General features: G+C 61.8%; 18 protein-coding genes. 14 read left to right on the top strand and 4 right to left on the bottom strand.

Annotated features, from left to right (window positions below; translation table 11 throughout):
• Positions 1-9: 9 nt before the first annotated feature.
• Positions 10-864 carry a TauD/TfdA family dioxygenase gene (locus DM992_RS25485; RefSeq protein ID WP_111019151.1) on the bottom strand — a complete coding sequence of 285 codons (855 nt, stop codon included), beginning with the start codon at positions 862-864 and terminating at the stop codon, positions 10-12.
• A 1867-nt stretch (positions 865-2731) separates the two neighbouring features.
• Between DM992_RS25485 and DM992_RS25480 the strand changes: the two genes are divergently transcribed.
• From DM992_RS25480 to DM992_RS25435, 11 genes are all read left to right on the top strand, one after another.
• Positions 2732-3970, top strand: a complete 1239-nt coding sequence (locus tag DM992_RS25480) for an aspartate aminotransferase family protein (RefSeq protein ID WP_111019150.1) — start codon at positions 2732-2734, stop codon at positions 3968-3970.
• A gap of 42 nt (positions 3971-4012) precedes the next feature.
• Positions 4013-6931: an AMP-binding protein gene (locus DM992_RS25475; protein ID WP_111019149.1), complete on the top strand. Its 2919-nt coding sequence runs from the start codon at positions 4013-4015 to the stop codon at positions 6929-6931.
• Positions 6928-7863 (top strand): DMT family transporter, encoded by a 936-nt coding sequence (locus DM992_RS25470; protein ID WP_111019148.1) that lies wholly within the window; start codon positions 6928-6930, stop codon positions 7861-7863. Before DM992_RS25475 ends, DM992_RS25470 begins: the two co-directional genes overlap by 4 nt.
• Before the next feature lie 78 nt (positions 7864-7941).
• Complete coding sequence (locus DM992_RS25465; protein ID WP_239511342.1) at positions 7942-8346, top strand: GNAT family N-acetyltransferase; 405 nt, start codon at positions 7942-7944, stop codon at positions 8344-8346.
• A gap of 125 nt (positions 8347-8471) precedes the next feature.
• Positions 8472-9686, top strand: a complete 1215-nt coding sequence (locus DM992_RS25460; protein WP_111019146.1) for a Coenzyme F420 hydrogenase/dehydrogenase, beta subunit C-terminal domain — start codon at positions 8472-8474, stop codon at positions 9684-9686.
• A 4-nt stretch (positions 9687-9690) separates the two neighbouring features.
• Positions 9691-11037, top strand: coding sequence for a 3-phosphoshikimate 1-carboxyvinyltransferase (locus tag DM992_RS25455; protein ID WP_111019145.1), 1347 nt, complete (start codon positions 9691-9693; stop codon positions 11035-11037).
• Positions 11034-12056 (top strand): oxidoreductase, encoded by a 1023-nt coding sequence (locus DM992_RS25450; RefSeq protein WP_111019144.1) that lies wholly within the window; start codon positions 11034-11036, stop codon positions 12054-12056. Before DM992_RS25455 ends, DM992_RS25450 begins: the two co-directional genes overlap by 4 nt.
• Positions 12053-13864, top strand: coding sequence for a non-ribosomal peptide synthetase (locus DM992_RS25445; RefSeq protein ID WP_111019143.1), 1812 nt, complete (start codon positions 12053-12055; stop codon positions 13862-13864). Before DM992_RS25450 ends, DM992_RS25445 begins: the two co-directional genes overlap by 4 nt.
• Before the next feature lie 16 nt (positions 13865-13880).
• The gene (locus tag DM992_RS41810; protein ID WP_162631733.1) at positions 13881-15194 is read left to right on the top strand and encodes a hypothetical protein; all 1314 of its coding nucleotides are present in this window, start codon (positions 13881-13883) and stop codon (positions 15192-15194) included.
• Positions 15191-15910, top strand: coding sequence for a thioesterase domain-containing protein (locus DM992_RS25440; RefSeq protein ID WP_162631732.1), 720 nt, complete (start codon positions 15191-15193; stop codon positions 15908-15910). Before DM992_RS41810 ends, DM992_RS25440 begins: the two co-directional genes overlap by 4 nt.
• A 248-nt stretch (positions 15911-16158) precedes the next feature.
• Positions 16159-17850 carry a phage integrase family protein gene (locus tag DM992_RS25435; RefSeq protein WP_111019141.1) on the top strand — a complete coding sequence of 564 codons (1692 nt, stop codon included), beginning with the start codon at positions 16159-16161 and terminating at the stop codon, positions 17848-17850.
• Positions 17851-17918: 68 nt separating this feature from the next.
• Here the strand turns inward: DM992_RS25435 and DM992_RS25430 are convergent, their stop codons facing one another.
• Both DM992_RS25430 and DM992_RS25425 read right to left on the bottom strand, forming a co-directional pair.
• The gene (locus DM992_RS25430) at positions 17919-19190 is read right to left on the bottom strand and encodes a three-Cys-motif partner protein TcmP (RefSeq protein ID WP_111019140.1); all 1272 of its coding nucleotides are present in this window, start codon (positions 19188-19190) and stop codon (positions 17919-17921) included.
• A 28-nt stretch (positions 19191-19218) separates the two neighbouring features.
• On the bottom strand, positions 19219-20076 hold the full coding sequence (locus DM992_RS25425; protein WP_111019139.1) for a phage Gp37/Gp68 family protein: 858 nt from the start codon (positions 20074-20076) through the stop codon (positions 19219-19221).
• Positions 20077-20311: 235 nt separating this feature from the next.
• On the opposite strand from DM992_RS25425, the gene DM992_RS25420 reads away from it, so the two are divergent.
• The gene (locus DM992_RS25420; RefSeq protein WP_239511341.1) at positions 20312-21136 is read left to right on the top strand and encodes a three-Cys-motif partner protein TcmP; all 825 of its coding nucleotides are present in this window, start codon (positions 20312-20314) and stop codon (positions 21134-21136) included.
• Positions 21137-21193: 57 nt separating this feature from the next.
• Here DM992_RS25420 and DM992_RS25415 read toward each other — a convergent pair whose 3' ends face one another.
• On the bottom strand, positions 21194-21439 hold the full coding sequence (locus DM992_RS25415) for a helix-turn-helix transcriptional regulator (RefSeq protein WP_081074803.1): 246 nt from the start codon (positions 21437-21439) through the stop codon (positions 21194-21196).
• 142 nt (positions 21440-21581) lie between these two features.
• Between DM992_RS25415 and DM992_RS25410 the strand changes: the two genes are divergently transcribed.
• Complete coding sequence (locus DM992_RS25410) at positions 21582-22265, top strand: hypothetical protein (RefSeq protein WP_239511340.1); 684 nt, start codon at positions 21582-21584, stop codon at positions 22263-22265.
• A gap of 515 nt (positions 22266-22780) precedes the next feature.
• Positions 22781-23125, top strand: coding sequence for an MbcA/ParS/Xre antitoxin family protein (locus DM992_RS43555; protein WP_343212420.1), 345 nt, complete (start codon positions 22781-22783; stop codon positions 23123-23125).
• Positions 23126-23187 lie beyond the last annotated feature (62 nt).

Below are 23187 nucleotides of genomic sequence, written 5' to 3'. Positions count from 1 at the left end.
CGTCTCTCCTCAAATCTCGACGCCGCGCAACGAAATGCGGTGCATCTTCCGCTCTTGCGGGAAATAGTCAGAGATCGCGTAGTGCTGCGTGGCCAGGTTGTCCCAAATGGCGATATCTCCTTGTTCCCACGTGTGCCGCACCTGGAACTCCGGTTTGCTTACCCAGCGGTACACCTCTTCAAGAATGGCTCGGGATTCGTCCAGAGCCATTTCATCGATATGCGTGGTGCTGACGCGATTCACGAACACAGTGGTTCGCCCGGTCTTGGGATGCGTCATGAAGATCGGATGCCGGATCGCGGGAAACCTTCTTTGCGCTTCGGCGAGCGCCGCGTGGTTATCTTTGAAAATGCCGCGATAGATCTGGGTGAAATCGTGAAAAGCCGCACGGTCTTCGCAGCGGCTTTTCAGCGCGACTGGCATGTCGTTGAATGCGCGGGTCGTGGATGCCCAGAGGGTGTCGCCGCCATACGTAGGCACCTCAACCGCCTGCAGAATCGATCCGAAAGACGGGTTGGCCAGCCAGTTTAGGTCGCTGTGCCACTCGTTCAGATTGCCCTTGTTGTTCTTGCCGTGGTAAATGCCGGTGATTTCCGGAAAGCCCTCGTACGGCTGAAAAGGGCTAATGCCGGGAACGATCGGATCTTCCGTCGAGGAAAAAGGATGAACCAGGCTCCCCCAGAACCGCTCCGAGAAGGTTCGGTACGCCTGAGGTCCGAGCACGTTGCAGCCCTTGATGAAGATGACTTCGTGTTCAAGCAGCAGATTCCGGAGTGCCGCGATTTCGCCGTCGGATGCCGCCTCCACATCGAACCCATGGATTTCAGCACCAAATCCGTCACGCCGCTTCTTCGTTGCTATCATTGTGGAATCCTAATTTAATGATTGGTGTTTCTATTGTTGTTATATCAATCAGACAAGGTCAATCACTAGAAAACTGCGCATGACGTATCGGCGGCCGCTCTTATCCACTCTGGCTCAAGAGCACTGTCCGACCATGCACCAGCCGCAGCGCCCATCCTGCGTCTCGCTCGATCGCGAGCAGCGTGGCGAGTCCAGGGCTACCTTCCGGCTTCGTCACTTACTCTTCATATCTAGACATATCGCCGACCACAACGTGCCAGCACTAGCGAGCAATTCTTCTCGACATGGACCCGGTCTTGCGAGAACGGGAAGAACCGAGCGCTCACGCTTGCGTATTGCATGGCGTGTTGATAATTGCTCAAGAAAAGAAAATCGGCACTCAACTAGTTATTATTCTGCATGGGGACTTTTCATTAAAAATCCGTCCTGATAAGCATGGGCGATTTAATCGGGACCTTCGTGGGAAAGTCACGAATGCGCGAAAATTACCCCTCCCTAAAGATCTGGGTGAGAGTCAAAAAGCCATCCAAGAATTTTAAATCCACGAAATTTACATTGTAAATGCATGCATATTACAAATTCATTTTGCGATCGCTTCGGCCAGGGAATGATGCTGGTATTAAGGTGAAAATGTCCAGATCCAGCACCATCTTAAATTGGCGCCATTAACCACGCCTACCTAACGAGGTGATGCGTAGCAAGCAACGATTGGACGATACATTAAAAAAAACGGTGCCGTCAAACTTTTTTTGATGAGATGGGTTGGTCAATCCAAACCCTGAGCTGCCATACGATTGTCATCAAATGCATCGACCAAGGATTCCAAAGTTTCGATTTACGCAATGGTGCGTTTCCTTTCTTGGTTTGTCCGAAAGGCGCCGCCAGGTACACCGTCACTGTCCCTTCGCCACGCGACCCGCCGGGCCCGGCCACATGTGGCACCGGCATCGGGTACGTGCATATGGCGTCCCGAATTAATATTGAAAACGTCAACTTTCAATTGTTTAAGTTCGTTATTATCAACAATGAAACAATGAGATGAATATTTTCATCATTGCGAATTGGCTGTGTGCAATCTTCGTGCGTGCCTCCCGTTGAGTGTCAGATTTGTCAGAAAAATAAAAATTGACTCGATCGTTTCGAATCGATAGCATCGATCCGACTCATGAACGGACAAGCAAAAATCAGCCGTGACCGCACTTAAATAACGTGCTGTCGGTTTCATTCATGTCCGGCGACTTACGTTATACGTTCCGGTGCTAACCGCCGATATGGGATATTTCATTTTTGGCATTTATCGAAACACGTCAGGTCCATCCGTAACGATGTCGACGCACAGCGCTTATGATCACGACACTAAGCAAGCTCTATCCCGCTTGTAGCGCATGGTTTTCAGGGAGCGGGCGTTTCCTTTTCGTTGCAATTCTGCCGCGGCCGAGTTCCCAGCATCGACTCCGATTCGTCAGCCGCCGCTTCGAACAGGCATCAGTGCCACGCATTGGATATTTCGTATTCCTCGGTGAGACAGCAGAAGTCGATTGTTGATCCCGGTGGTCCCCGGCCGAATACGCAGTGCCTGTCAGGCGCGCGGTCCCGTCGTATTCGCCATCGCGTGCCCAGGAATTCGCCGTCGCTCCGACATGTCGTGCTCCGTGCTGCTTTCTAGCCGGGAAAACATGCGTCAGCTATCAGACGAATGATCTTTTCAACGCTTCCGTGCCGACTGGAAAAACGACGGTGTGACAGTCAAGATCAGCATGCAGTGCAACTGCGAGCCGCTTCACACGCGTCCGCCACAGCCCGTTTCGCCCTCGATTCATTGTTGCTGCGACGCGGAATCGCCAACTCTACATTTCATCGATTTCTCATGTACACCGAGGCTCTTTCGATATCCGTCAAGCGCAGCAATCCCGATGCACCGTCGATCGTACGCGGTGCTGGCTGCCATCTGTTTGACGAGGCCGGGCGCAGCTATCTCGATATGTCCGGCGGCAGCGGCGCGGCCAACCTTGGCTATTCGCGGCCGGAAGTGATCGACGCGATCCAGCGCCAGGCCGAGTGCTTGATTCATACCGGCTGGAATATCGACAACCCGCAGCGCCACGAGATGATCCGCAAGCTCGCGCACTTGCTGCCTTATGAGAGTGCGTCCGTAATGGGAGGCGTGACCGGCGCCGAAGGTATCGAGATTGCCGCGAAAATAGCCCGCGCCCGAACTGGCCGCGACAAGATTCTCTATTTCGGCAACGCATTCCACGGTAAGACGCAAGGCGCGCTGTCGGTCACGGCAAATCCCGCCTTCCGCACGCACCTTGCCGCCACGTTGCGCGACAATCCGCGCTTCGCGCTGGACGACACCTACGAGGGCGGTCCGCAGGATTTCGATCGCTGGACTAAGGCATTCCGGCATCACCTGGGCGCGCTGAAGACGGGAGGTGAATTACCGGCTGCGATCCTTGTCGAGCCGATCCAGGCCGCGGAAGGCATTCACCCGGTACCCGAACCTGTCCTCGAGGCAATCCTCGCCGCCGGCCGCGAATTCGAAGTGGTCACGATCTTCGACGAGATCTACACGGGCTTCGGTCGCACCGGCACGCCGTTCGCGAGCCATATCGACCTGAAGCCGGACATGATCGTGATCGGCAAAGCGCTCGGCAACGGACTGCCGGTGTCCGCCGTCGCGGGCGCGCCCGACCTCGTCGACGGAATCGGCTATGCGGAGCACTCGTCGACCTTCACGTTCAGCCCACTGGTGTGCGCCGTGGCGTCGCGCGTGCTAGATATTTACTTGACCGAAAAGCCGTGGGAGCACGCGACGGAAATGGGCGCATACCTCACCGGCCGCCTACGCGAAGTCGCCGCCGCTGACGCCCGCGTGAGCCGGATCCGGGGGCGTGGCCTGATGCTGGCATTCGATGTCGTGGACGAAGCAGCGGCCAGCCCGGTCATCGGTCCGTTGCGCGCGAAGCTCGAACAAGCAGGCGTGATCGTCCGTACCGGTGGGCTGCGCGCATCGACCGTGAAAATTACCCCGCCGCTCGTGATCGGCAAATGTGAGGCCGATGCCTTTATCGCCATTCTGAGCGGCGCGCTGGCCACGCTCTAAGCGGCCCCTCCCTCTCTTAGCGCGCGTCGGTCGCGTCCAACGTTGAATGACGGAGTCATCGTGTTCAGGCATTTGAATTCGACGCATCACGAAACGGATCCGGTCGTCGTCATCGACGACGCACGCCACTACCGGCGTTCCGAACTGTTGTCGATCATCGCGCGCGTGAAAGCTGGGCTCGACGCTCGACCCGGCGCGCGGGACGCCATCTTAGTCTACGGCTCGCATGGTTGCGCGGCGTACGCGGCATTGATCGCCGCGCTGGCGACCTCGGCGCGCGTTGTGGTGCTGGATCAGGCCACGCCGCTCGTGCCGCTGGCCCCGGTCCTGCGCACGCTGGATGTGCGCATGGTGCTAAACGCGAGCCCGCTCGCAGACGTCGAATTGGCAGGCGCGGACACGCTGAACGTCGATTCGTACTTCTCCGGCCCGCCGCCCACCGACGCGCAGCCGCTCGAACCGCGCTGCGGCGAATACGTGATCTTTACCAGCGGCACCTCGGGCGAACCGAAGGCGATCGTCCAGTCGATGGCGGCGCTCGACGCGCACATCCGAAATTACGCGCTCTACCTCGGCGCGGCGCCGGGTGACCGCGTACTGCAACTGGCGTCGTGCGCGTGGGATGCGGGCCTGATGGATGTGTTCCTGTGCCTGCTGCATGGCGGCGTGCTGTGTACGATCAACCCGCGGCAGCATGACCTAGACGCGGTGCGCGACTTCATCGACGCGCACGACATCGATACGCTACACATGACCGTGCCGTACTTTCGCCGCATGTATGCGGAGCGTGCCGCAGGGCCCTTGGCGCGCAAGCTCGTGATTGGCGGCGAGTTGATCTACGGCGGCGATCTCGAACGCTTCAACGCGGCCTTTCCGCACGACGCGGAACTGTTCAACGCCTACGGTCCGACTGAATGCACGGTCGCGCTGTACGCTCGGCACTGCAACGGGCCATTTGCGATGGAGCGCAACTGGCCATTGTCCCACGGCGTCGACGGCGTGACCGTCGCGCTGCTCGACGGAGGCCGGGTCGTGACGGAGCCGCACGCCATCGGCGAACTCGTGATCATGTCGGACTGGGTTGCCCGTCGGATGAATCCGGCATCCGGCGCGATCGAGGCGCTGACAACAGTGCGCGACGGTCTCGCCACGCCGTGCTATGCGACCGGCGACCTCGCCTATCACGCCCCGCAAGGCGGTATCGTCATCACCGGGCGAAACGACTCGGTCATCAAGGTCAATGGCCAGAAAGTCAGCCTGCACGAGGTTGAAGCTGCGCTGCGCACCACGCCCGGCGTTCGGGACGTCTGCGTGTTGACCGACGACGTGCAAGGCGAAGCCGCCATCCTCGCGGCGATCGTCCCGGCCGGGGCCGAATGGGATCCCGTTGCCGTGCGCCGTGATTTGGCCGCGCGTATTCCGCTGCATAAGATCCCGCGGCATTTCCTGTCACTGCCGGCGCTGCCGCTCAACAAGAACAACAAGGTCGATCGCACGGTGCTGCGCGCGCTGTTTCGAGCCGAGCCGTCCGCCGCGCCGTCTGGTCACATCCTGCTGCGCGAAGTGGCGGCGTCGCTTGGCACAGCGTCGGCCGATGACGCGCTCAGTTACGTCGACAACGGCGGCGATTCGCTGCGCGCGCTGCAGGTCGTCGCCAGCCTGAAGCGTCAGGGGTACGGGCTCGATCTGTTGGCGCTGCTGTCCGATACACCGCTTCGCGCGCTGTCCCTGAGCGCCGCGCCGGGCGGCCGCAAGCGCGTATCGGTGCAGCCGCTACAACGGTCCGTGATGCCGGTGAAGCGCTTTCTCGAAACGCGGGGCATCCCCGATCTCGACGCTTGGTGCCAGTCTTTCGTGCTTGAATACCGTGGCGCGGCCAGCGTTGCCGACGCCACCGCGCAGCTGAACGCCGTACTCGAGCGCCATTGCCAAAGCTGGTCCGGCTGGCATCTAGACCCACGGTACCCCGAACATGTGTCGATCGAGGATGCGGTCCGCGCGAGCGAAGCACGGATCTCGCTCGTCGCGCGCACGCGGCTCGCGTGCGCCGTCGCGCGCGTGGAGGGTGTGCTCCACTTCATCGTGTCGTGCCACCAGTTTCACGTCGACCGCTATTCGTGGATCCTGTTGCTGTCGGAATTGGATCAGGCCGCGATCCGGGGCGTCGACACGCTCGCCGCTTGGGACTCTCCCCGGTACGCCGTCGAATGGGAAGCGCATTATGCGCTTCGGCTCGCGTCCGAACGCGACGATGCGTTCTGGCGTGCGCTGCCATGGGACCGCTGCGCGTCGCGCGCGCAGGCGACCATGCCGTTTCCCGCGCGCGACCAGTTCAGACGCACGGCAGTCCGCGTAGCCAGCAGCGATCTGCCCGCGTTCGATGGTGGCGTGTCAGTGCTCGGCAATGCCTTGTTGGCAAGCCTGATGATCGCGCTGGCCGAGCAAAGCAGAAACGTCACGCAGAAGGTCCATGTGCTCGATCACGGGCGCCATCTCGGCGGCGCGGACTTTCCCGTCGACGGGGTGTTCGGCTGGCTAACACTGATTTTCCCTGTGGTGCTGGAGATCGACCGGGCCCACCCGTCCGCCGTATTGCGCAACGTCGAGGCCTACCTCGCACGGGTCAAGCCGTTCGCGCATTCGTTCGGCAACGCGTTTTTCGGCGACCCGCAAACCGCGCGCGGCGGCCTCTATGATTGCGACGTCAGCTTCAATTTCCTCGGCGACATCGAGATCTCGTCGAGCAGCACTTGGCGCGTCAGTCCAGCTTCGATGCGGACCATGCACGGCGCGCAGAGCCATCATCTGGAGATTACCGGCTACCGCGCGGCGGGTGACCTGCATCTGAGCCTCGACCACGATCCCGCAGTGTTCGACGCAGCCGAGATTGACCTGCTCGGGAGCGCGCTTCTCGCCGCGCTGATGCACATGGCAGCGTTCGCGGCGGCGGATGCGACATGACGGCCCACTCCGGTTCCGACGCGCGGCCGGACACCCGCGCGACCCTGCTGCTGTTCGCGGTCTGCGTAATCATCTGGTCGACGAACTGGTTCGCGATCACGATGCAGGTTCGCGAGACGCCCGTGCTAACTTCGCTGTTCTGGCGTTTCCTGTTGGCCGCTCTCACGCTGCGTGTGTGCACGTCGGTTCTCAGCCGCGATGGCGTGCCCGGCGCGCGCGTTCCCTATAAGCTGCTCGTGGCGATCGGCGTGACGTACTTCTTCGGCGGCATTGGCCTGACCTACGTGGCTTCGAAAGTTCTGACCAGCGCGTACGTCGCCTGTCTGAGTACGCTCGTCATCTTCTTCGCGATCGCAATCAAGCGGTTCGCCTACGGCACGCGCATCTTGCCCAGCAACGTGGCCGGCGCGCTGTTGTCAACCGCTGGGGTGCTTGTCTACGGCGGCGCCGGCATGGCTTCCGCATCGTGGTGGGGTATCACGGTTGCGGGGGCTGCGTTCGCGCTGATTGCGATCGGCTCGGTCTTGTCGGAGCACGCGCAAAAGCGCTACGGCGTGACCTCGATCCGAATCAATACCACCGCGATCAGTTGGGCGTGCGCGCTGTATTTCCTACTGGCGCTCGCGACCGGAACTTCGCTGCGAGTGCCCGTGACCGCCATGTACCTGCTGCCGCTGCTGTATCTCGGCATCGTCTGCTCCGCGCTGGTCTTCGTGCTCTACATCGCGCTGATCGGGCGAATCGGCGCGGAGTACGCGGGCTACATCAGCTTCATCTACCCGTTCGGCGCCGGGTACCTGTCCGTGCTCGTCGGGGAGTCCAGCCTTTCATACCGCGCAGTGGGCGGCAGCGTGCTCATGGTCGCGGGATGTTTGATCGCAGCCCGTTACACGCGCATCGCCTCCCTGCGCGCCGGGGCCAACAAGGGGTGACCTAACATGCTTCCGTTTGACATTCGACCGGCTACGGAATCCGACGCTGAACGGATCTTCGATACCCATCGAAATTCCGTGGTCCAGCTGTGCGCCGCGAGCTACTCGGCGGAACAGATCCGCTGCTGGCTGGAAGGGCGTAGCGCAGCGATGTACCTCGACCCGATTCGCCGGGGCGACCTGTGGGTGGCCGACGATGGCGGCCTGCTCGGTTTCGTCGAGGTAGCGGGCGACGAGCTGACCAAGCTGTTCGTGCGCGGCGACCACTCGCATGCCGGCGTCGGCACTGCGCTGCTGAACCGGGCAATCGCCGAGATCTCGGCGCGCGGACACGCACGCGTGTATCTCGAGGCCACCACGAATGCCCGTCCGTTTTATGCGCGACACGGTTTCGCGGTGATCGGGCACGGGCACTTTTCCCACGGCGGCAGCGCCGTGCCGCTCGAGATCACCCACATGGAGAGAACCGCCCCCTTCGTCTGACGCGACATTCGGCGCCGTACGGCAAATGCGCCTGCGCAGCGCGGCCCCGTGCCGCGCGCGTGGCGGGCTGCTGTCCGGCCGCGCCGCGATTCCCCACGATCCTCCCCGATTGCCCGATATCCGCCATGTCCATAGTCAAGCTGAAACAGGAAGTTCTCGAACCGGCGCTGTGCGCTGGCTGCGGCGCATGTGGCCTCGTCTGTCCGAAGCAGCTGATCCGCTTCGACAAGGACCGCATCACGCCGGTCCTCGACTTCGATACCGATGCGTGCGCGACGTGCGACGCGCCGTGCCACGCGGTCTGCCCGGGCGCCGACCCGGCCACCGACGCCTCCGAGGAGCATCTGTTCGGCCGGCGGCGCACGGTGGACGAACGCTGGCTCGGCATCGTCGGCAGCGTGCTGGGCGCGACTTCCACCTCGGAGGAGATCCGCGCGCGCTCGGCGTCGGGCGGCGCGGCGACCGCGCTGCTGCTCGAAAGCCGGCGCTATCTCGACGTCAAGCACGTGCTGTCGATGGGCCGCGACGCGGCGGAGGGCTGGCGCGCCGCGCCGGTCGTGTCGAACGAGACGGAGCACATCGTCGGCAACGCGCAGTCCACCTATCAGATGGCGCCGTATCTGGTGGCGCTGCGCGCGGTATACGAAGCGACCCCGGGCGACAATGTCGCGGTGGTCGGGCTCGCCTGTCACATCCAGGCGCTGCGCAAGCTGCAGCGTCTCGATTCCGCGCTCGGTCGATGGGCGCGCGAACGCATCGTGCTGCTGGTCGAGACGGCCTGCTCGTCGAACACGCTGCCCGCGGGCACCTCGAGCATCGTGTCCGGCGTGCTGGGCCTGGAGCTCGACGAGGTCGTCGACGTCAAGTACCGGGAAGGCGCGTATCCAGGCAACTTCCAGACCCGCACGCGCGACGGCCGCGCGCATGTCGTGCAGTTCTGGGAAATTCTCGGCAAGCTCAAGGAGAACAAGACGCACCGCTGCCTGACCTGCGGCGACTGGATGAGCGGGCTCGCCGACATCAGCGTGTCGGATGGCGACCCGAACATCTTCGACGCCAGCGTCAACGGCGCGACGATCGCCAAGCACGCGCGGCTGATCGTGCGCACCCCGCTGGGCGGCGCACTGATCGAGCATGCGGTCGAACAGGGCGTGCTCGAGCGCTGGGCCATCGACCTGTCCGGGTTCAACCTGGGCCTGGAACGCAAGCGGAACCGCCGCCGCCACTACGAGCTGAGCGCGCTGCCGATCCCGAAGGGGCCCGGCGCCGGCGATGCATTCGAACGCGACAGCCTTCGTTCGGATGACGAATTGATCAATCCGGAAACCTACAAGCGTTGACACGATGATCCACTACGAAAACGAAGTGGTCCGCGGCGGCATCGCCGCCGATGCCGCGGGCTGGCGCGCGATTGACGCGCTGATTCCGCCGGACAAATCGATCAGCCACCGCGCGCTGCTGTTCGCCGCGCTCGCGCCCGATCCGGTCGTCATCCGCGGTCTCAACGGCGGCAAGGCGGTCACGCTGCTGCTCGATGCGCTGCGTCAACTGGGCGTCGACCTCACATACGATCCCGGCGAGCGCCGGGCGAACGTGAACGGCTCGCTGCGCGCCGCCGACTTCCCGCCGGACACCTCGGTCTACCTCGGACCGTCAAGCGCGGCGGCACGTCTGCTGATGGGCGCGCTGACAGGCCTCGGCAAGCGTTGCATCGTGGATGGCGACGCCACCCTGCGCGCCCGGCCGTTCGACTGGATCGTCGAGCCGCTGACGGAAATGGGCGGGCGCTTCGAGTATCTCGGCGAACCCGGCGCGTTGCCCATCCGCATTCACGCGTCCGAGTTCAGCGGCGGCTGCGTCGAAACGCGGATCGGCAGCGCACAGGCGGTATCCGCGGCGCTGTTTGCCGGCATCGCCGGCCGGCGCGCGGTGCGGGTGCGTTATCCGGTGCGCGCACGCGACCACACGCAGTTGATGGCCGCGAGTTTCGGCGACGACGTCGCTGAAACAGGCAACGAGGTCGCGTTCTCGCCCCGCGCGTTCTCCGTGCCTGCCGAACTCGTTGTGCCGAAGGATCCGTCGGCGCTCGCCTATCCGGCCGCGCTGTTCCTGCTGCGCTACCGGAACGATGCGGACGCAACCGTCACCTTCACCGGCGTGTGTCTGAATCCGACCCGGCTCGGGTTCTTCGACTGGCTCGCGCAATGCGGTTTCGACGTCCGCACGCGCGAAACCGGGCGCGCACTCGGCGAAGCCGTCGGTGACGTGATCCTGCGCGGCGGCGGCGACGCCCGCGCGACGGATCTCGGCTCGAAGGAACGCTTCCACGCGATGATCGACGAAGTGCCGCTGGCGGCGGCAGTCTGCTGCGTGCTGCCCGGTCGCGCGGTGTTCCGCGACCTGTTCGAACTGACGTTCAAGGAAAGCGACCGCATCACCGCGACGCGGACGATGCTCGCCGGCCTCGGACTGCGCGTCGACATCGACGGCTACGACATGCACGTCCCCGGCGGCCAGACGCCGGGCCCGGGCCCGGCAGTGCCGTCGTTCGGCGACCATCGCCTGTCGATGACGGCCCAGGTGCTGCTGAGCGCGCATGCGCTCGCGGCGGAGATCGACGAAGGCCGCTGCTACCGGACCTCGTTTCCGGAATTCGGCGACTGTCTACGGGTTCTGAAGGAGGCGGCATGACCCCCACGCGCTATACGCTGATCGCCGACGGCCCGCGCGGCGTCCGGCTGCACCGCGAGAACCTGCCGCCGCTGCGCGACACCGAGGCGCTGGTCCGCGTCACGTACTCGCTCGTGAGCCCGGGAACGGAACGGTACTATGTGGCCCAGCTGCGCGAACAGGGCGGCCAGCTGCCGCTCGGCTACTGCGCGATCGGTGAGGTGGTCGCGGCCGGCGCGGCCGTGCACGGCGTGCGGCCCGGCGAGCGCGTCGTCGCGATGGGCTGGCAGATCGCCACCCACTCGGACTACATCGTCGTGCCGCGCAACCTGCTGTGCCGCGCGGACAACGCGCTGCCCGCCCGGCATGCGATCCTCGCGGCGATCGGCGCGACCGCCGTTCACGCGGCGGACCGGGCCGCGCTCGGCGCGGGCGACCGCGTGCTGGTCGTGGGCGTCGGGCTGGTGGGCACCCTGATGGCAATTGTCGCGGCGGCGGCGGGCGCCACGGTCGCCGCGACGGATCGGGATCGCGCCGCGCTCGAACGGGCCGCCGCGTGGACCCCGTTCGACCTGCCGGATCCGCCGTCTGTGTCGGGCGGCTGCTTCGACCGGATCTTCATCTGCGTCGACGCCGATCTCACGCCGCTCTTTCCGCGTCTCGCGCCGCTGCTCGACCAGGAGGGCCGGCGCGGCAGCCGGCCGAAGCTGGTCAATGTCGGCCGTGTGACCGGCCGGATCGACCTGTCGCCCGCACTGGGCAATCTCGATATCGTCAACGTGTCGCGCTGCGGCGCAGGCTACCGGAACGACGCCTATCACCACGGCCTGACGGACGTGCCGGTCGTGGACGGCGAGGCGCATGTCGACCGGAATCTCGCCCGCTGCATGGCGATCCTCACACAGGCCCCCGCGCAGCTCACGCGTCTTGCGTATCGCGCGTACTCGGTCGACGAGGCGCTGCTCGCGTACAACTCGGCCGGATTCTTCCCGCCGGGCATCAACCTGATCACGCACCATTCGGGAGAAGCCTCGCGATGACGAACGCCACGATCCCCGCCATCCTTGCGCAGGTGTTCCAGCGCGAGGCCGATCGCGAAGCGCTGTGGTCCGCAACCGGCACGTTGCGCTATCGCGAATTGGACATACTGTCGGCAACGATCGCAGCCCGTCTCCGGTGCGCGGGCATTGGTCCCGGCAAGGTCGTCGGCCTTGACCTGCCGCGCTCGATCCGACAAGTCGTGTTTCTCGTCGGCATCGTGCGCGCGGGCGCGGCGTTCTGCTATCTCGATTCCCGACATCCTGACACGTGGAATCGCAGCATAGTCGAGCGCATCGGCATCCGGCACCTCGTGTCGCAAGCCGCCCCCAGCTACGCGCGCGGCATCACAGCGCTCGCCCCGGATGTATTGCTGCAGCCCCTGTCAGACCCCGTCCCGCCGGCGTCGCCCGCATGCTCAGCCGACGACTGGCTGTACGTCAACTTTTCAAGTGGCACCACCGGCGCGCCGAAGATCATTCCCTGCACGCATCGAGGCGTGTTGAACTTCTGTCACGACGCCCCGCATCTCCCGCCGCTCGGTCCCGGCACGCGGCTCGCTTACAGTTCGCCGCTGACGTTCGATGCGTCGCAGTTCGAGATCTGGGCGGCGCTGCTCAACGGTGGCGGTCTGATCGTCAACGACGATTCGCCGGTCACGGCGGGCTTGCTGAGCCATTGGGTCCGGCGTGCATCGCTAACTACCCTGTGGCTTACGACCTCGCTGTTCAACGCGCTGGCCGACGTCGCACCGCGCTGCTTCAACGGCATCCGCGATCTGATCGTGGGTGGCGAGGAACTGTCGCCGCGTCATGTAGCGCGCATCTATGCGGAGAACGCGTCAATCACGATCCACAACGGTTACGGTCCGACCGAGAACACGATCATGACGTGCGTCTTCCAGATCCCACGCGACTTCTCGTTCCCGGACAAGATTCCGCTCGGCCGCCCCGTGCGCGGACATGAGCTGCGCGTGCTCGACGCTAGCGGCGCGCCGTGCGCCGACGGCGAGATCGGTGAGTTGGCCATGTCCGGCCCAGGCCTGTCGCCCGGCTACATCGGTGACGACGCGCTAACGCACAAGCGGTTCCGCTACCTCGAAATCGACAGTGAGCGCGTGCGTCACTATTTGAGCGGCGATATGGTATCGCGTGACGTCGCCGGGCTTTATCACTATCACGGACGTGCCGACGATCAGCTCAAAATCCGCGGCAATCGCGTCGCGTTGTCCGACATCACGCTCGCCTACTCGTCGTGCGAGGGGCTGCGGGAATGTGTGGCGCTGGCGGTTAGGGGCGCGGGCGGCGCGTGGATCGGATTGACGTACGTGCCGGACGGTGACGATCCCGGCACGGCCATCCTCGCGGCGTTCGGGAACGCGCGACTGCCGGCGTTCATGGTGCCGGCACGTTTCATGGCGCAGGACGAGCTGCCGTTGCGCGAAAACGGCAAATTGGATGTCGTGCTGCTGCGCGCACGGTTCGAGGCGCTCGAACGCGAGGTTCGCGACGCAGTGACCGGCGACGCGGACACGTCGCTCGACGTGTTGCGGCGTCTGCTCCGCCTGCCCCGGCTGGGAAATGACGACGACTACTTCGACGCGGGCGGGGATTCACTGGGCGCGATCCGTATCGTGAGCGCGATCAACCGGCTCACGGGTGATGACAGTTTCAGCGTCGCGGACTTCTATGCGACTCCCACGCTGAGCGCGCTGAGCGCGTATCTCCAGCAAGCTGGGGTCGTCGTGGAGGCGCGCGCATCCGAACCTGGGGCGGAGCCCGGGGAATACCATGTGTTTAAAATCTCATGAAAACGGAACGTCGAGCGTGGCGACACATCCTCCTTTCCTGACGGTCGAGACGATTGCCGGACGCTACGCGGCGATCCATGGCGAGTACCACGCGGCGGCTGCGTTCGCGGCGTCGAACCGCGCTTGGCTGCGGGACAGTCCGGTGCTAGATTTCGTGCCGCTGAATAAGGCGCAGTGCTCGATGGTGTATCCGGAGCTGCTCCACGGCAACCGCACGGCGAACAATGTCACGTATCTTTTCAAGCCGGACGGCGAGGCCGCGAGGCCCGGGACCCTATCGCGGCTGTGCACGGCCCTGGCCGCCCGCTTTCCAATCCTCGCCTGTCGCATCACTGATGACGCGGGCGTCTACGGCTTCGATCTTGCGGACATCCATCCGCCGGAAGACTGGCCCTGGCCCGAGCATCCGGCATTCGACAGCGAGGCAGCCTGCAGCAGGTATTTCCTGCGGGCTGAGCTGTCGCTCTTCGATGATCCTCTGTTCCGGCCGTTCACCTGCACGATTCGCGGCGAACCCCGCACCGGGGTGCTGCTGCACCATATCGTCGGTGACCACGTCGGGCAGATCGAATTGCTGCGGGCGCTGCGGGGGGCGCCGGCGGCGTCCGGGGATTTAGCGGAGCCCACGGAGCTCACCGCCGATCTGGAATTCATCTTGACGAACCTCGCGCTCGCCGACGAGCACGAACGCGATGCGGATGCGTGCCTGCCCCACTGGTCCGATCTGAAAGCGCGGATCGCGGCGGCGCGGCAGTCGTCCGGGTCGGACTTCCCTACGGCGGGCGCGACGGTCACTTGGCACCGGCAACGCATCACCGGCACGTCGCTCATGCCGGCCGGCGCGCACAGGCAAGCCCTGTTGCTGGCGCGCTTTAAGCGTGCGCTGACGGCCGCGTTCGGCGTGTCGCAACCGCTCGTGCACGCGCTGTTCTCGATGCGCAAATCGCGGCGAGGGACTGGCTTCAGCACCTACGTGCTGCCGCTCTTGCTCGACCACGCGCACTTCGGTGAGCATTCCGATCCCGCGCGCGCGACCGGCTATCTGCTGGCCACGCGCGCCCACGGGGCGATCGGCGCGGAAGCTGCGCTCGCGGCTGCCGGATTGCGAGCGCATGAGGTTCGCGTGCTGTTCAACTTGGTGGATATGCGCAACGATGACGATCAGGGTTTTAGCGGGCTTGTCGACGAGACCGTGCCGTCTGAATCATGCAAGAGCGATCTCGACCTGACGCTGCTGTGCACGCGCGACGCGGTCGACATCGTGGTGACCTCGCGTTTCGAACCGGCGCGAGTGGCTGCGTTCGCGCGGGCTTTCGTGGAGGACGCGTGACGAAGGCGCGCCTGCTGTTTCTGCCTGATTTCGTCGGCTATCCGATCTGCTATTTCGATCTGGAGAAAAAGCTGGCCGGGACGGTCGACGCGCATCTGATCGACTACAACGCGTTCTGGCCATACGACAGCGTGGACGAACTCGCGGCCGCAATTGTCGAGTCGGTGGTAGGGGAGCACTATCACGCGGTGGCCGGTTACTCGTTTGGCGCGCATGTGGCTGTCCGGGTTGCGAACGTGCTGTATGCGCGCGGGACGGTGTCGCATCTGCATCTGATCGATCCACCTGTGCTCGCGGAGGTCGGCGCAATTGCCCACGACGTCGAGGCCCAGCTCAAGCGCGATGCGCGGTATCGCTATGTGTTCGATCTTGCCGAGTGCGAATTGACGGATCTGGATCTCGTGTTCCGGAACGTCCGCCTGCTCGACGAATTGCCCAAGCGCTATCCGGCTACGCTGCCGTGCTCGTTGTACGTGGCTGGCGACGACCAGCGTTACATCGCGTGTGCCGACCAGTTCGTTGGTGACGGCGTGCCGATCACGCAGTTCGCGATCGCAGGAACGAATCATCGGGAGATCCTGCAATGCGCGTCGCTCGCGAGAGCGCTGGCGACGACGCGTGATGCCGAGACGGCGCGTCAGGCCCGGCCCGGCCTGACGCGCGCACCCGAGCACACGACTGTTGGCGCCGATCGCGATGCCAAGGCCGCTTTTTGACCGTGTGATCCAGCAGACGCGCGCGTGCCCAGAAGACCATCTGACTCTAAACGGAAAAATTTGCGGAAATCCAGGTTCCGCCTGCAAACGACTGCAACACTACATCATGGCGGACAAATGTTCGCCTATTACCACCGCAGCGAGCACTTGATGACATCGGTCGAAAGTAAAATGTCAGCTCCAAGTGATGTATAGACAGATAACTTTTCTTATCGGTCTAGTATCATAATTGTTATAAACTGAAAGTCATGGAAACGCGTGACACCCCTCCCACCGACGTGACCGAACTTGACTTTCCCGACGAAGCCGAACTTGCCGCGCTGCGCGGCTGGTACGCCGGCCTGAACGCGCGGGCCGCCGTAGGTCGTTATCTGGGCGATCGCCGGGAGGCCGGAGCATCGTCACGTGGCATCCTCGGCAAGATTCGCCAGCGGCTCATCGCGTACGCGCAGGCTCGACATCGCGCCGACCTGGCGGCCGCGTTCCCGATTCGTCCAGCGAGGACATCGGGCGACAGCGTGACCCGTGCGATCGAGACGCTGCGCAACTTGCATGTGCCGACGCCGCGGATCGCCGACCCGATCGATCAGTGGTTGCCACCCCGCATTGTCGAGGCACTTCACGCACACGGCATCCAGACGCTGGCCGATCTGACCGTACGGATCCCGCGACGACGTCGCTGGTGGTCCGTGATCGCCGGACTCGGCGTCGCCGGCGCGTGCCGTATCGAGGCGTTCTTCGGTGCGCATCCCGAGTTGACCGAACGTGCGCGAGCCTTGATCGCCGCCGCACAGCCCGGCACTATCGTGCCGTGGGAACAACTGCGCGTGCCGCACGAGGTCGACGGTTCGCGAGGCCAGTTCCGCGCGCCACGCACGGCCTGTCTGCTGAGCGCGTCCAACGATTACGAGGCGATCCAGTCCTGGTTGTCGCTGCATGAGTCGACCGCCACCCAGCGCGCGTACCGAAAAGAGGCGGAACGCCTGATCCTGTGGGCGATTGTCGAGCGCGGCCGCGCGCTGTCGTCACTTAACACCGACGACGCAATTGCTTACCGGAGCTTCCTGCGGCGGCCGACGCCGCGTGAACGATGGGTTGGCCCGTCACGGTCACGGCACAGCATCGAATGGCGACCGTTCACTGGTCCACTGTCGGCCCGATCAGCAGCCTATGCGCTGAACGTCCTGTCTGCTCTGTTTCGCTGGCTGGTCGAACAGCGCTACGTGCTCGCGAATCCGTTCGCAGGAGTCAAGGTCAAGAGTTACGCGCGGCGCACGGGACTGGACGTGTCACGTGGGTTCTCCGAGGGCGAGTGGTTGTTGATCCGCACACTCGCTGACGGTCTCGAGTGGTCGTATGGCTGGAGCGCGCCGGCCGCGCAGCGCCTGCGGTTTCTGCTGGATTTCGGGTACGCGACCGGTCTGCGTGCGAGCGAACTGGTCGGCGCGACGCTTGGTGATATCCGCCGCGACGAGCACGGCGATAACTGGTTGCACGTGCTCGGGAAGGGGGACAAGCTTGGCAAGGTAGCCTTGCCATCGCTCGCTCGGACAGCCCTGGATCAATATCTCGTGCAGCGCGGGCTTCCGATCACGCCGGTGCGCTGGAATCCCGCGACGCCGATCATCGCGAGCCTCGAGGCTGAGGGCACAGGCATCGAACCCCGACGATTGTCACGCGTGTTGCACCGATTCTTCGTGCTGGTAGCTGATGCAATCCAGGACGAGCGGCCGGCGACTGCGGAGAAACTGCGCCGCGCGAGCCCACACTGGATGCGGCACACTCACGCGTCGCACGCGCTCGCACGTGGCGCCGAGTTGATCATGGTGCGCGACAACCTGCGCCATGCATCGGTCTCGACGACATCGATCTACTTGCATAGCGACGAGATCGAGCGGGCCCGACAGTTCGATCAGGCGTTTGGGGTCCGCAAGGGGTAACCGTTAGAGCGAGAACGCTGGCGCAACGGTAGTTGGCATACGTGCCCGCCAGGAGCCCACAAAATGCGTCAGATGCCAGGCGGCAGAAAGAGGCGGAGTTGCTTTGACCTGTCTATGACGTCAGTGTCTGACATGTAGCGCGCGCGATATCTTGGTTTGGCGTCCGGAGCATGCATTGTCACGTCGCCCTCCTCGATCAGTGTAGCGAGGGCGCTTTTGTACATCGATGCGGTGGCTGGTGTACCGTTGCATGTATCGGCGAACAGGCTTGCGAATGATCTTGGGCCCGGCTGATCAAAAATTCGTCTGGCCAACTGGATGACGAGTTCATGGTCTGTCTTCGCGCGTGCGACTTCGTCAAACTTGAACCCACCATCGAATTGCTGCAGGAAACCCATGGTTTGAGGCGCTAGCATATTTAAGCCGGCGCCCCCGTAGTGCACGAAATGGTTGTGGTGTTGCCAGTGAACCTGCTTCATGACGTCTTGCGCTCGATGGTGTTGCGACAAGTGCACAAGCCAGTATTCGCCGTGTCCGGAGCCGGTGCCCCGAATGAAGAAGGGGGTGAAGAAATCGGCGCCACATCCGTCAACGAGCGCTTCATACAGTGCCGCTTGGATGAAACGACGCCAGTCTGCTTCATCCCGTTTGATGTCCTCAATCGATCGTCCGCCGAGACGCTTCAGAACATCGATGCGAAGCGTCGTCGAAATCTTCCGAGCCAATTCGTCGTTCGTGTATGTTGCAAATGATGAAACATGAAACGTCAGAACAATTTCGGCGTCCCGGGCGTTTGAGAAGATTTGCCTAATAAGCGGCGCGGGTACCTCGGTGTAGCCATATTGATCTAGGAAAAAAAGTGCCGTTCCTGAGCGGGGTGTGTGCTTAGCGACCGCGGCGAGTATGTCGCTGACAGTCGATCCGAAGGTGGCGTGTAACAAGTGGATCGTCGTGCCGATCGATCGACCGTAACCGCGCGCGCTCAAGACATTGCGCAAATGACTAAGCGCTTTGGTATCCTTGTCGACAAAGATGTACTGGATGTCGAACAGAACTTGCTTAGGGCGCTCTAGATTGATGAGGCGCGACGCTTCTTCAACGGCTTGGAGCATACGCAGAGGAGAGCCGTCGACGAGTTGTCCGGTGCCTTCCAGATAGTAGAGTCCACCGCCGCAGAACCCGTCGACGAGCGTCATTCTGATTCTGTCGCGACCGCGAGCGTTCAGCAAACGTTGCTGGAAATAGCGGATCAGGTAGTCGACCAGAACTTGGTGCTTGATCAGACTGTGTGGTTCTAGTTCGGCCGGACCATTACTCCAATCATAGTGACGCTTTGCCAAGTCAAAACCCCGGTAGCAGATTGAATGACTACGGTGCGGTTCTCGGAAACTGATCCCAGTGCTTGCCAGCTAGTATCCGTCCTGCTTTGCCTTTCCCAATGGCCGCAACCGACACTTCTGAGCCGTCCGTACGGATTACATGGATCGGCGTGCTTTTCTTTAATATGTCGGCGACATACTCGATCGGTGCCCAGTGCCCCCATTGTTTGAAATGGAAAGGTACTTTTGCCTTGGCACATTGGCGTTGCAACGCTGACGGCCATGCCGGGTCCATGGGGCGTGAACGTGGCCCGGACTCTCCACCTGCGATGACCCAATCAACACGATTTCCCTTCTCGTTTCTGACCAGATATTCAGATAGATCAAGCGCCGACAAAAGGGGTTCGCACGATAGGAATCTGACAGAAGGCGAAGAGAATTCCAGTAGGTATTTGATGCGTTTCTTAGCTGTTGCCTGATCTTCCACGGTAGTCCCAAGCCACACGTTCTTAGGGAACTCGTAGCCCTTGGGCAACTGCTTACGGACAAGATGGATGCGTTTTGTGAGCAACAACCAATCCAGATTGGGCGTCTCTGCGATGAGATCGAGCAGCCGGTGGCGGGCGTCAATCAAATCGGGACGATTCTCGAAGACGTCCGCCATCGACGCACAGAAAACTCTCCTACGGGTTTTCTCGCTCGCGGCCTCTCTATCCCACTTCAGTGGCTCTTTCCAGTGGGCCTCACCAAAGAAGCGACGCGGCGTGTTGGGTCCCCAAAGACCTTCTCCCAAGCGCTTCGCCCACGTCTCTGCGTAGCAGTTGTCACACGCAGCCGACACCTTGACACATCCCCACCAAGGGTTGAATGTGTGGTGTGTCCATTCTATGCGAGTTTCTTTTCCCATTACAGGCGACTTGTCCTCAGTTACGGCTGGATTGTACTCGCCATTGATTCGGCAGCGAAAGTCCGCCTGACGGGCGCTCGTACGTTTGTTCAGGCAGCGGGTTTTGTGCGCGCATTCAGGCAGGCTTCTCTTTGGCTGATGCACGTGCAGATGAGTACCTGGATGCGCCCGTTAGTGGTGGGTGTTCGTGAATTCTATCCCTTTCCGGCCATTGCACGGAACAAGAGAGAACAGTGTGAAAACTGAAGAGAAAGTTGCACTGGATCCCATCGATGGATTGCCAGCCATGGTAGTCGGGCGCTGGGTTACGGACGAAAAGCATCGAATCGTCAAGCGATACATCGACGCATGCTGGGCCGCGCGGCAGAAGTTCACGAGTCAACGGACGTACATCGATTTGTTCGCTGGAACTGGCCGTGTGAAAATCAAGCACACACAGACATTCCTTGATGGCGGACCCCTTGCCGCCTGGCGCATTGCTCAACAACGAAGGGGCGCGTTTTCCGATTTTTTTGTCGCAGACGCAAATGCCGAATACCTTGCTGCGTGCAACAAGCGATTGTCCGGTCTCGGCGCACCGGTGAGGTCAGCGGTTGGGCGAGCCAATGAGACGATCGACTGGGTGATGCCACAACTGTCGAAAGGCGGGTTCCACCTTGCGATGCTGGATCCGTTCAACGCCGGGCACCTGCACTATTCCATTATCGAGAGGCTCGCGTCGATGCCTACTATCGACATAGTCGTACATTTGAGCACCGGCGATATCCAACGAAACATCGCTTCAGGCTTGGAGTCAGAGGAATCGTCTTTGGATAGCTTCGCTCCGGGATGGCGGCATGTTGTGTCGAGGCAAAGTTCCAAACAAGAGATGCGCCACGCATTCATCTCGCATTGGAGACGATTAGTCGAGATGACTGGAATGAAAGTGTGCGACACGATGTATCCCGTTAGAAATAGCAAGGAGTCGACAATGTATTGGCTATGCCTTTTGTCACGACATCCGCTAGCAGAGAAACTGTGGCGCGCCGCATGCCAATTTGAGTCTCGAGATCTATTCTAGCGCGACGGTTTATGCTCCCAGCGCGAGGTGGGTGTCCGTATGCGATGGCTATCGCGCTCACAATCCGGCGGCTGACAGCAATTCGGATGGGCGACACGACAGCGCTGCCGAGATCTTCACCAGATTGAGTAGGGTGACGTTCCGTTCTCCGCGCTCGATTTTGCCCATGTGGCTTCTGTCGATGCTTGCGAGATGAGCAAGAGATTCTTGTGAGATATCGAGCTCCAGCCGGCGCGCACGAATCGTCCTCCCCACTTGCTTGAGGTGCGCCTCCGTGTCGTTTCGGCCCGATACCCTTTCCATGGAGATATGGTCGAGGTATCATCTTTTTCTGGCCACGGCATTTACGACCCATTCTTGCGCCGTGGAGTGACGAATGACGCGAGGGCGAAGGGGGCAACCGCTCTCACATCCTCGTCAAGCGACAATGAAGTAAGGAGCAGTGATGCGTGGGGACGGAGCGCTGTCGGATGTGCGATCTGTGGTTGGCGAAGTAGTCAACGGGCTCGCTGACATCTCGGAAATGCTTGCACGGTGTGAGGACGGGAACATAGATGTATCGCGCGGGCATCTCGAGATGATCGAGCGGACGTTATTGAGCGGATCCGTCGATGTTTGGTATAGGGGCAGGTATGTGTCGATACCGTTCCGCGACCTTTCCGAATGGTTTCGAGACCCTGTCGTGATCGGTGCGTCGCGCTATCAGGTCACGGAGGAGGCATTTCGGCGCTGGATCGACTGTGATCACGAACACGGGGTTGGACAGATCTTTCTGCCATGCAATCACGCCGGCTGCAAGCAGCGCCGCATGCTGACCTTTTACGATCCGGTCGAAATGCAGCAGATGGAACGTCGGGCTGCTTCAGAGACTTGGTATTGTCATCACCATCGGCTATTGGCTTGGGAGTCGTCCAGATCGTTGAGTGATGATCACGTGGATTTGCTCCTGCGCGCGCATCGCGCTCCTGGACTCAACCGGGAGCAGTTGAAAAGCATGAAGCGCGATACGGACTTTTTAATATCGATTGGTCTGTTGGTGTCCGCTCCGCCTGTCAGCGGCAATCGAAGGACATACGCGTTCCACCTGACTCCACGGGGTGAGACCGTGGTTCGTGCGTTGGACCAGTAATCTACGGAAACGTCGATGCGCGCTGACTCGACAGACGATCCACGCCAGATTGAGCGATTCCGAGAACATCTCCGCGTTGTGAGAGCGGCGGTGGCTATCTCTGGAAATCGTCCGGTTGCGATTGACTGGTATAAAAATGAATCGCTGTCTACATTCGAGGGTAGAACAGCGAAAAGCCTAGTGGCCGATGGTCGAGCAGAGGCCGTTCTAAGGTACCTTGCTTCGATAGCGAGTGGATGGGCTGCATAGCCATATGCGGTGCCCCTAGCGGGCGTAGAATGAGGGGACAAGAAAGTTTTGGGAATCATTCTGTCACCAGTATGCTTTCTAAGCATCGAAAACAGGGTGCGGAGTTTGGTGGTCAGAGGGAAATCCCGCACCATTCTCTGCCCCACCTATTTTCGGGTACAGCGATTGGTTGAACGGCGGCAGATGTTCGACCAGGCGACAAAAGCGCGCGCTCGGTCGCTTGTGTACCTTGGGTGGAGAGGAGCAGGGTCAGCCGGATAATCTGCATGCGACGAGCACGGCACCAGGGCTATAAAGCCACTCAAGTCAATTGTGATGTGTACATGCCTATCGTAGAACCAACTGGCAGCGCGGACTCCGTTCCGTCGGATTCTCGGCTGGAAAACATCTCACCAGCTATCATCGAAATGCTCGCTGCTCAAGTCCGGCGGATGGTCGAAGAATCTGGAAGCCCCGACGACTTTGATGCTCAATCGTGGCTCCGTGAATGGCTTCATTCACGAGTACCCGCTCTAGGCGGACGACGTCCGATAGACCATCTCGACACCCCCGAAAATATAGATCTAATATCCAGCATGCTGGCAAGCGCCCAATCCGGCGCCTACTGGTAATAGTTGCGAGCCTGTCTGGTTAAAAGGCGTGGTGGGGGCTAGGTACAAATTTATGCAAAATT

The sequence above is a fragment of the Burkholderia sp. JP2-270 genome (genome assembly GCF_003233675.1).
GTDB lineage: Bacteria > Pseudomonadota > Gammaproteobacteria > Burkholderiales > Burkholderiaceae > Burkholderia > Burkholderia pyrrocinia_C.
The sequence above is the reverse complement of the archived record's forward strand: the minus strand, read 5'-3'. Positions and strand labels throughout refer to the sequence as shown.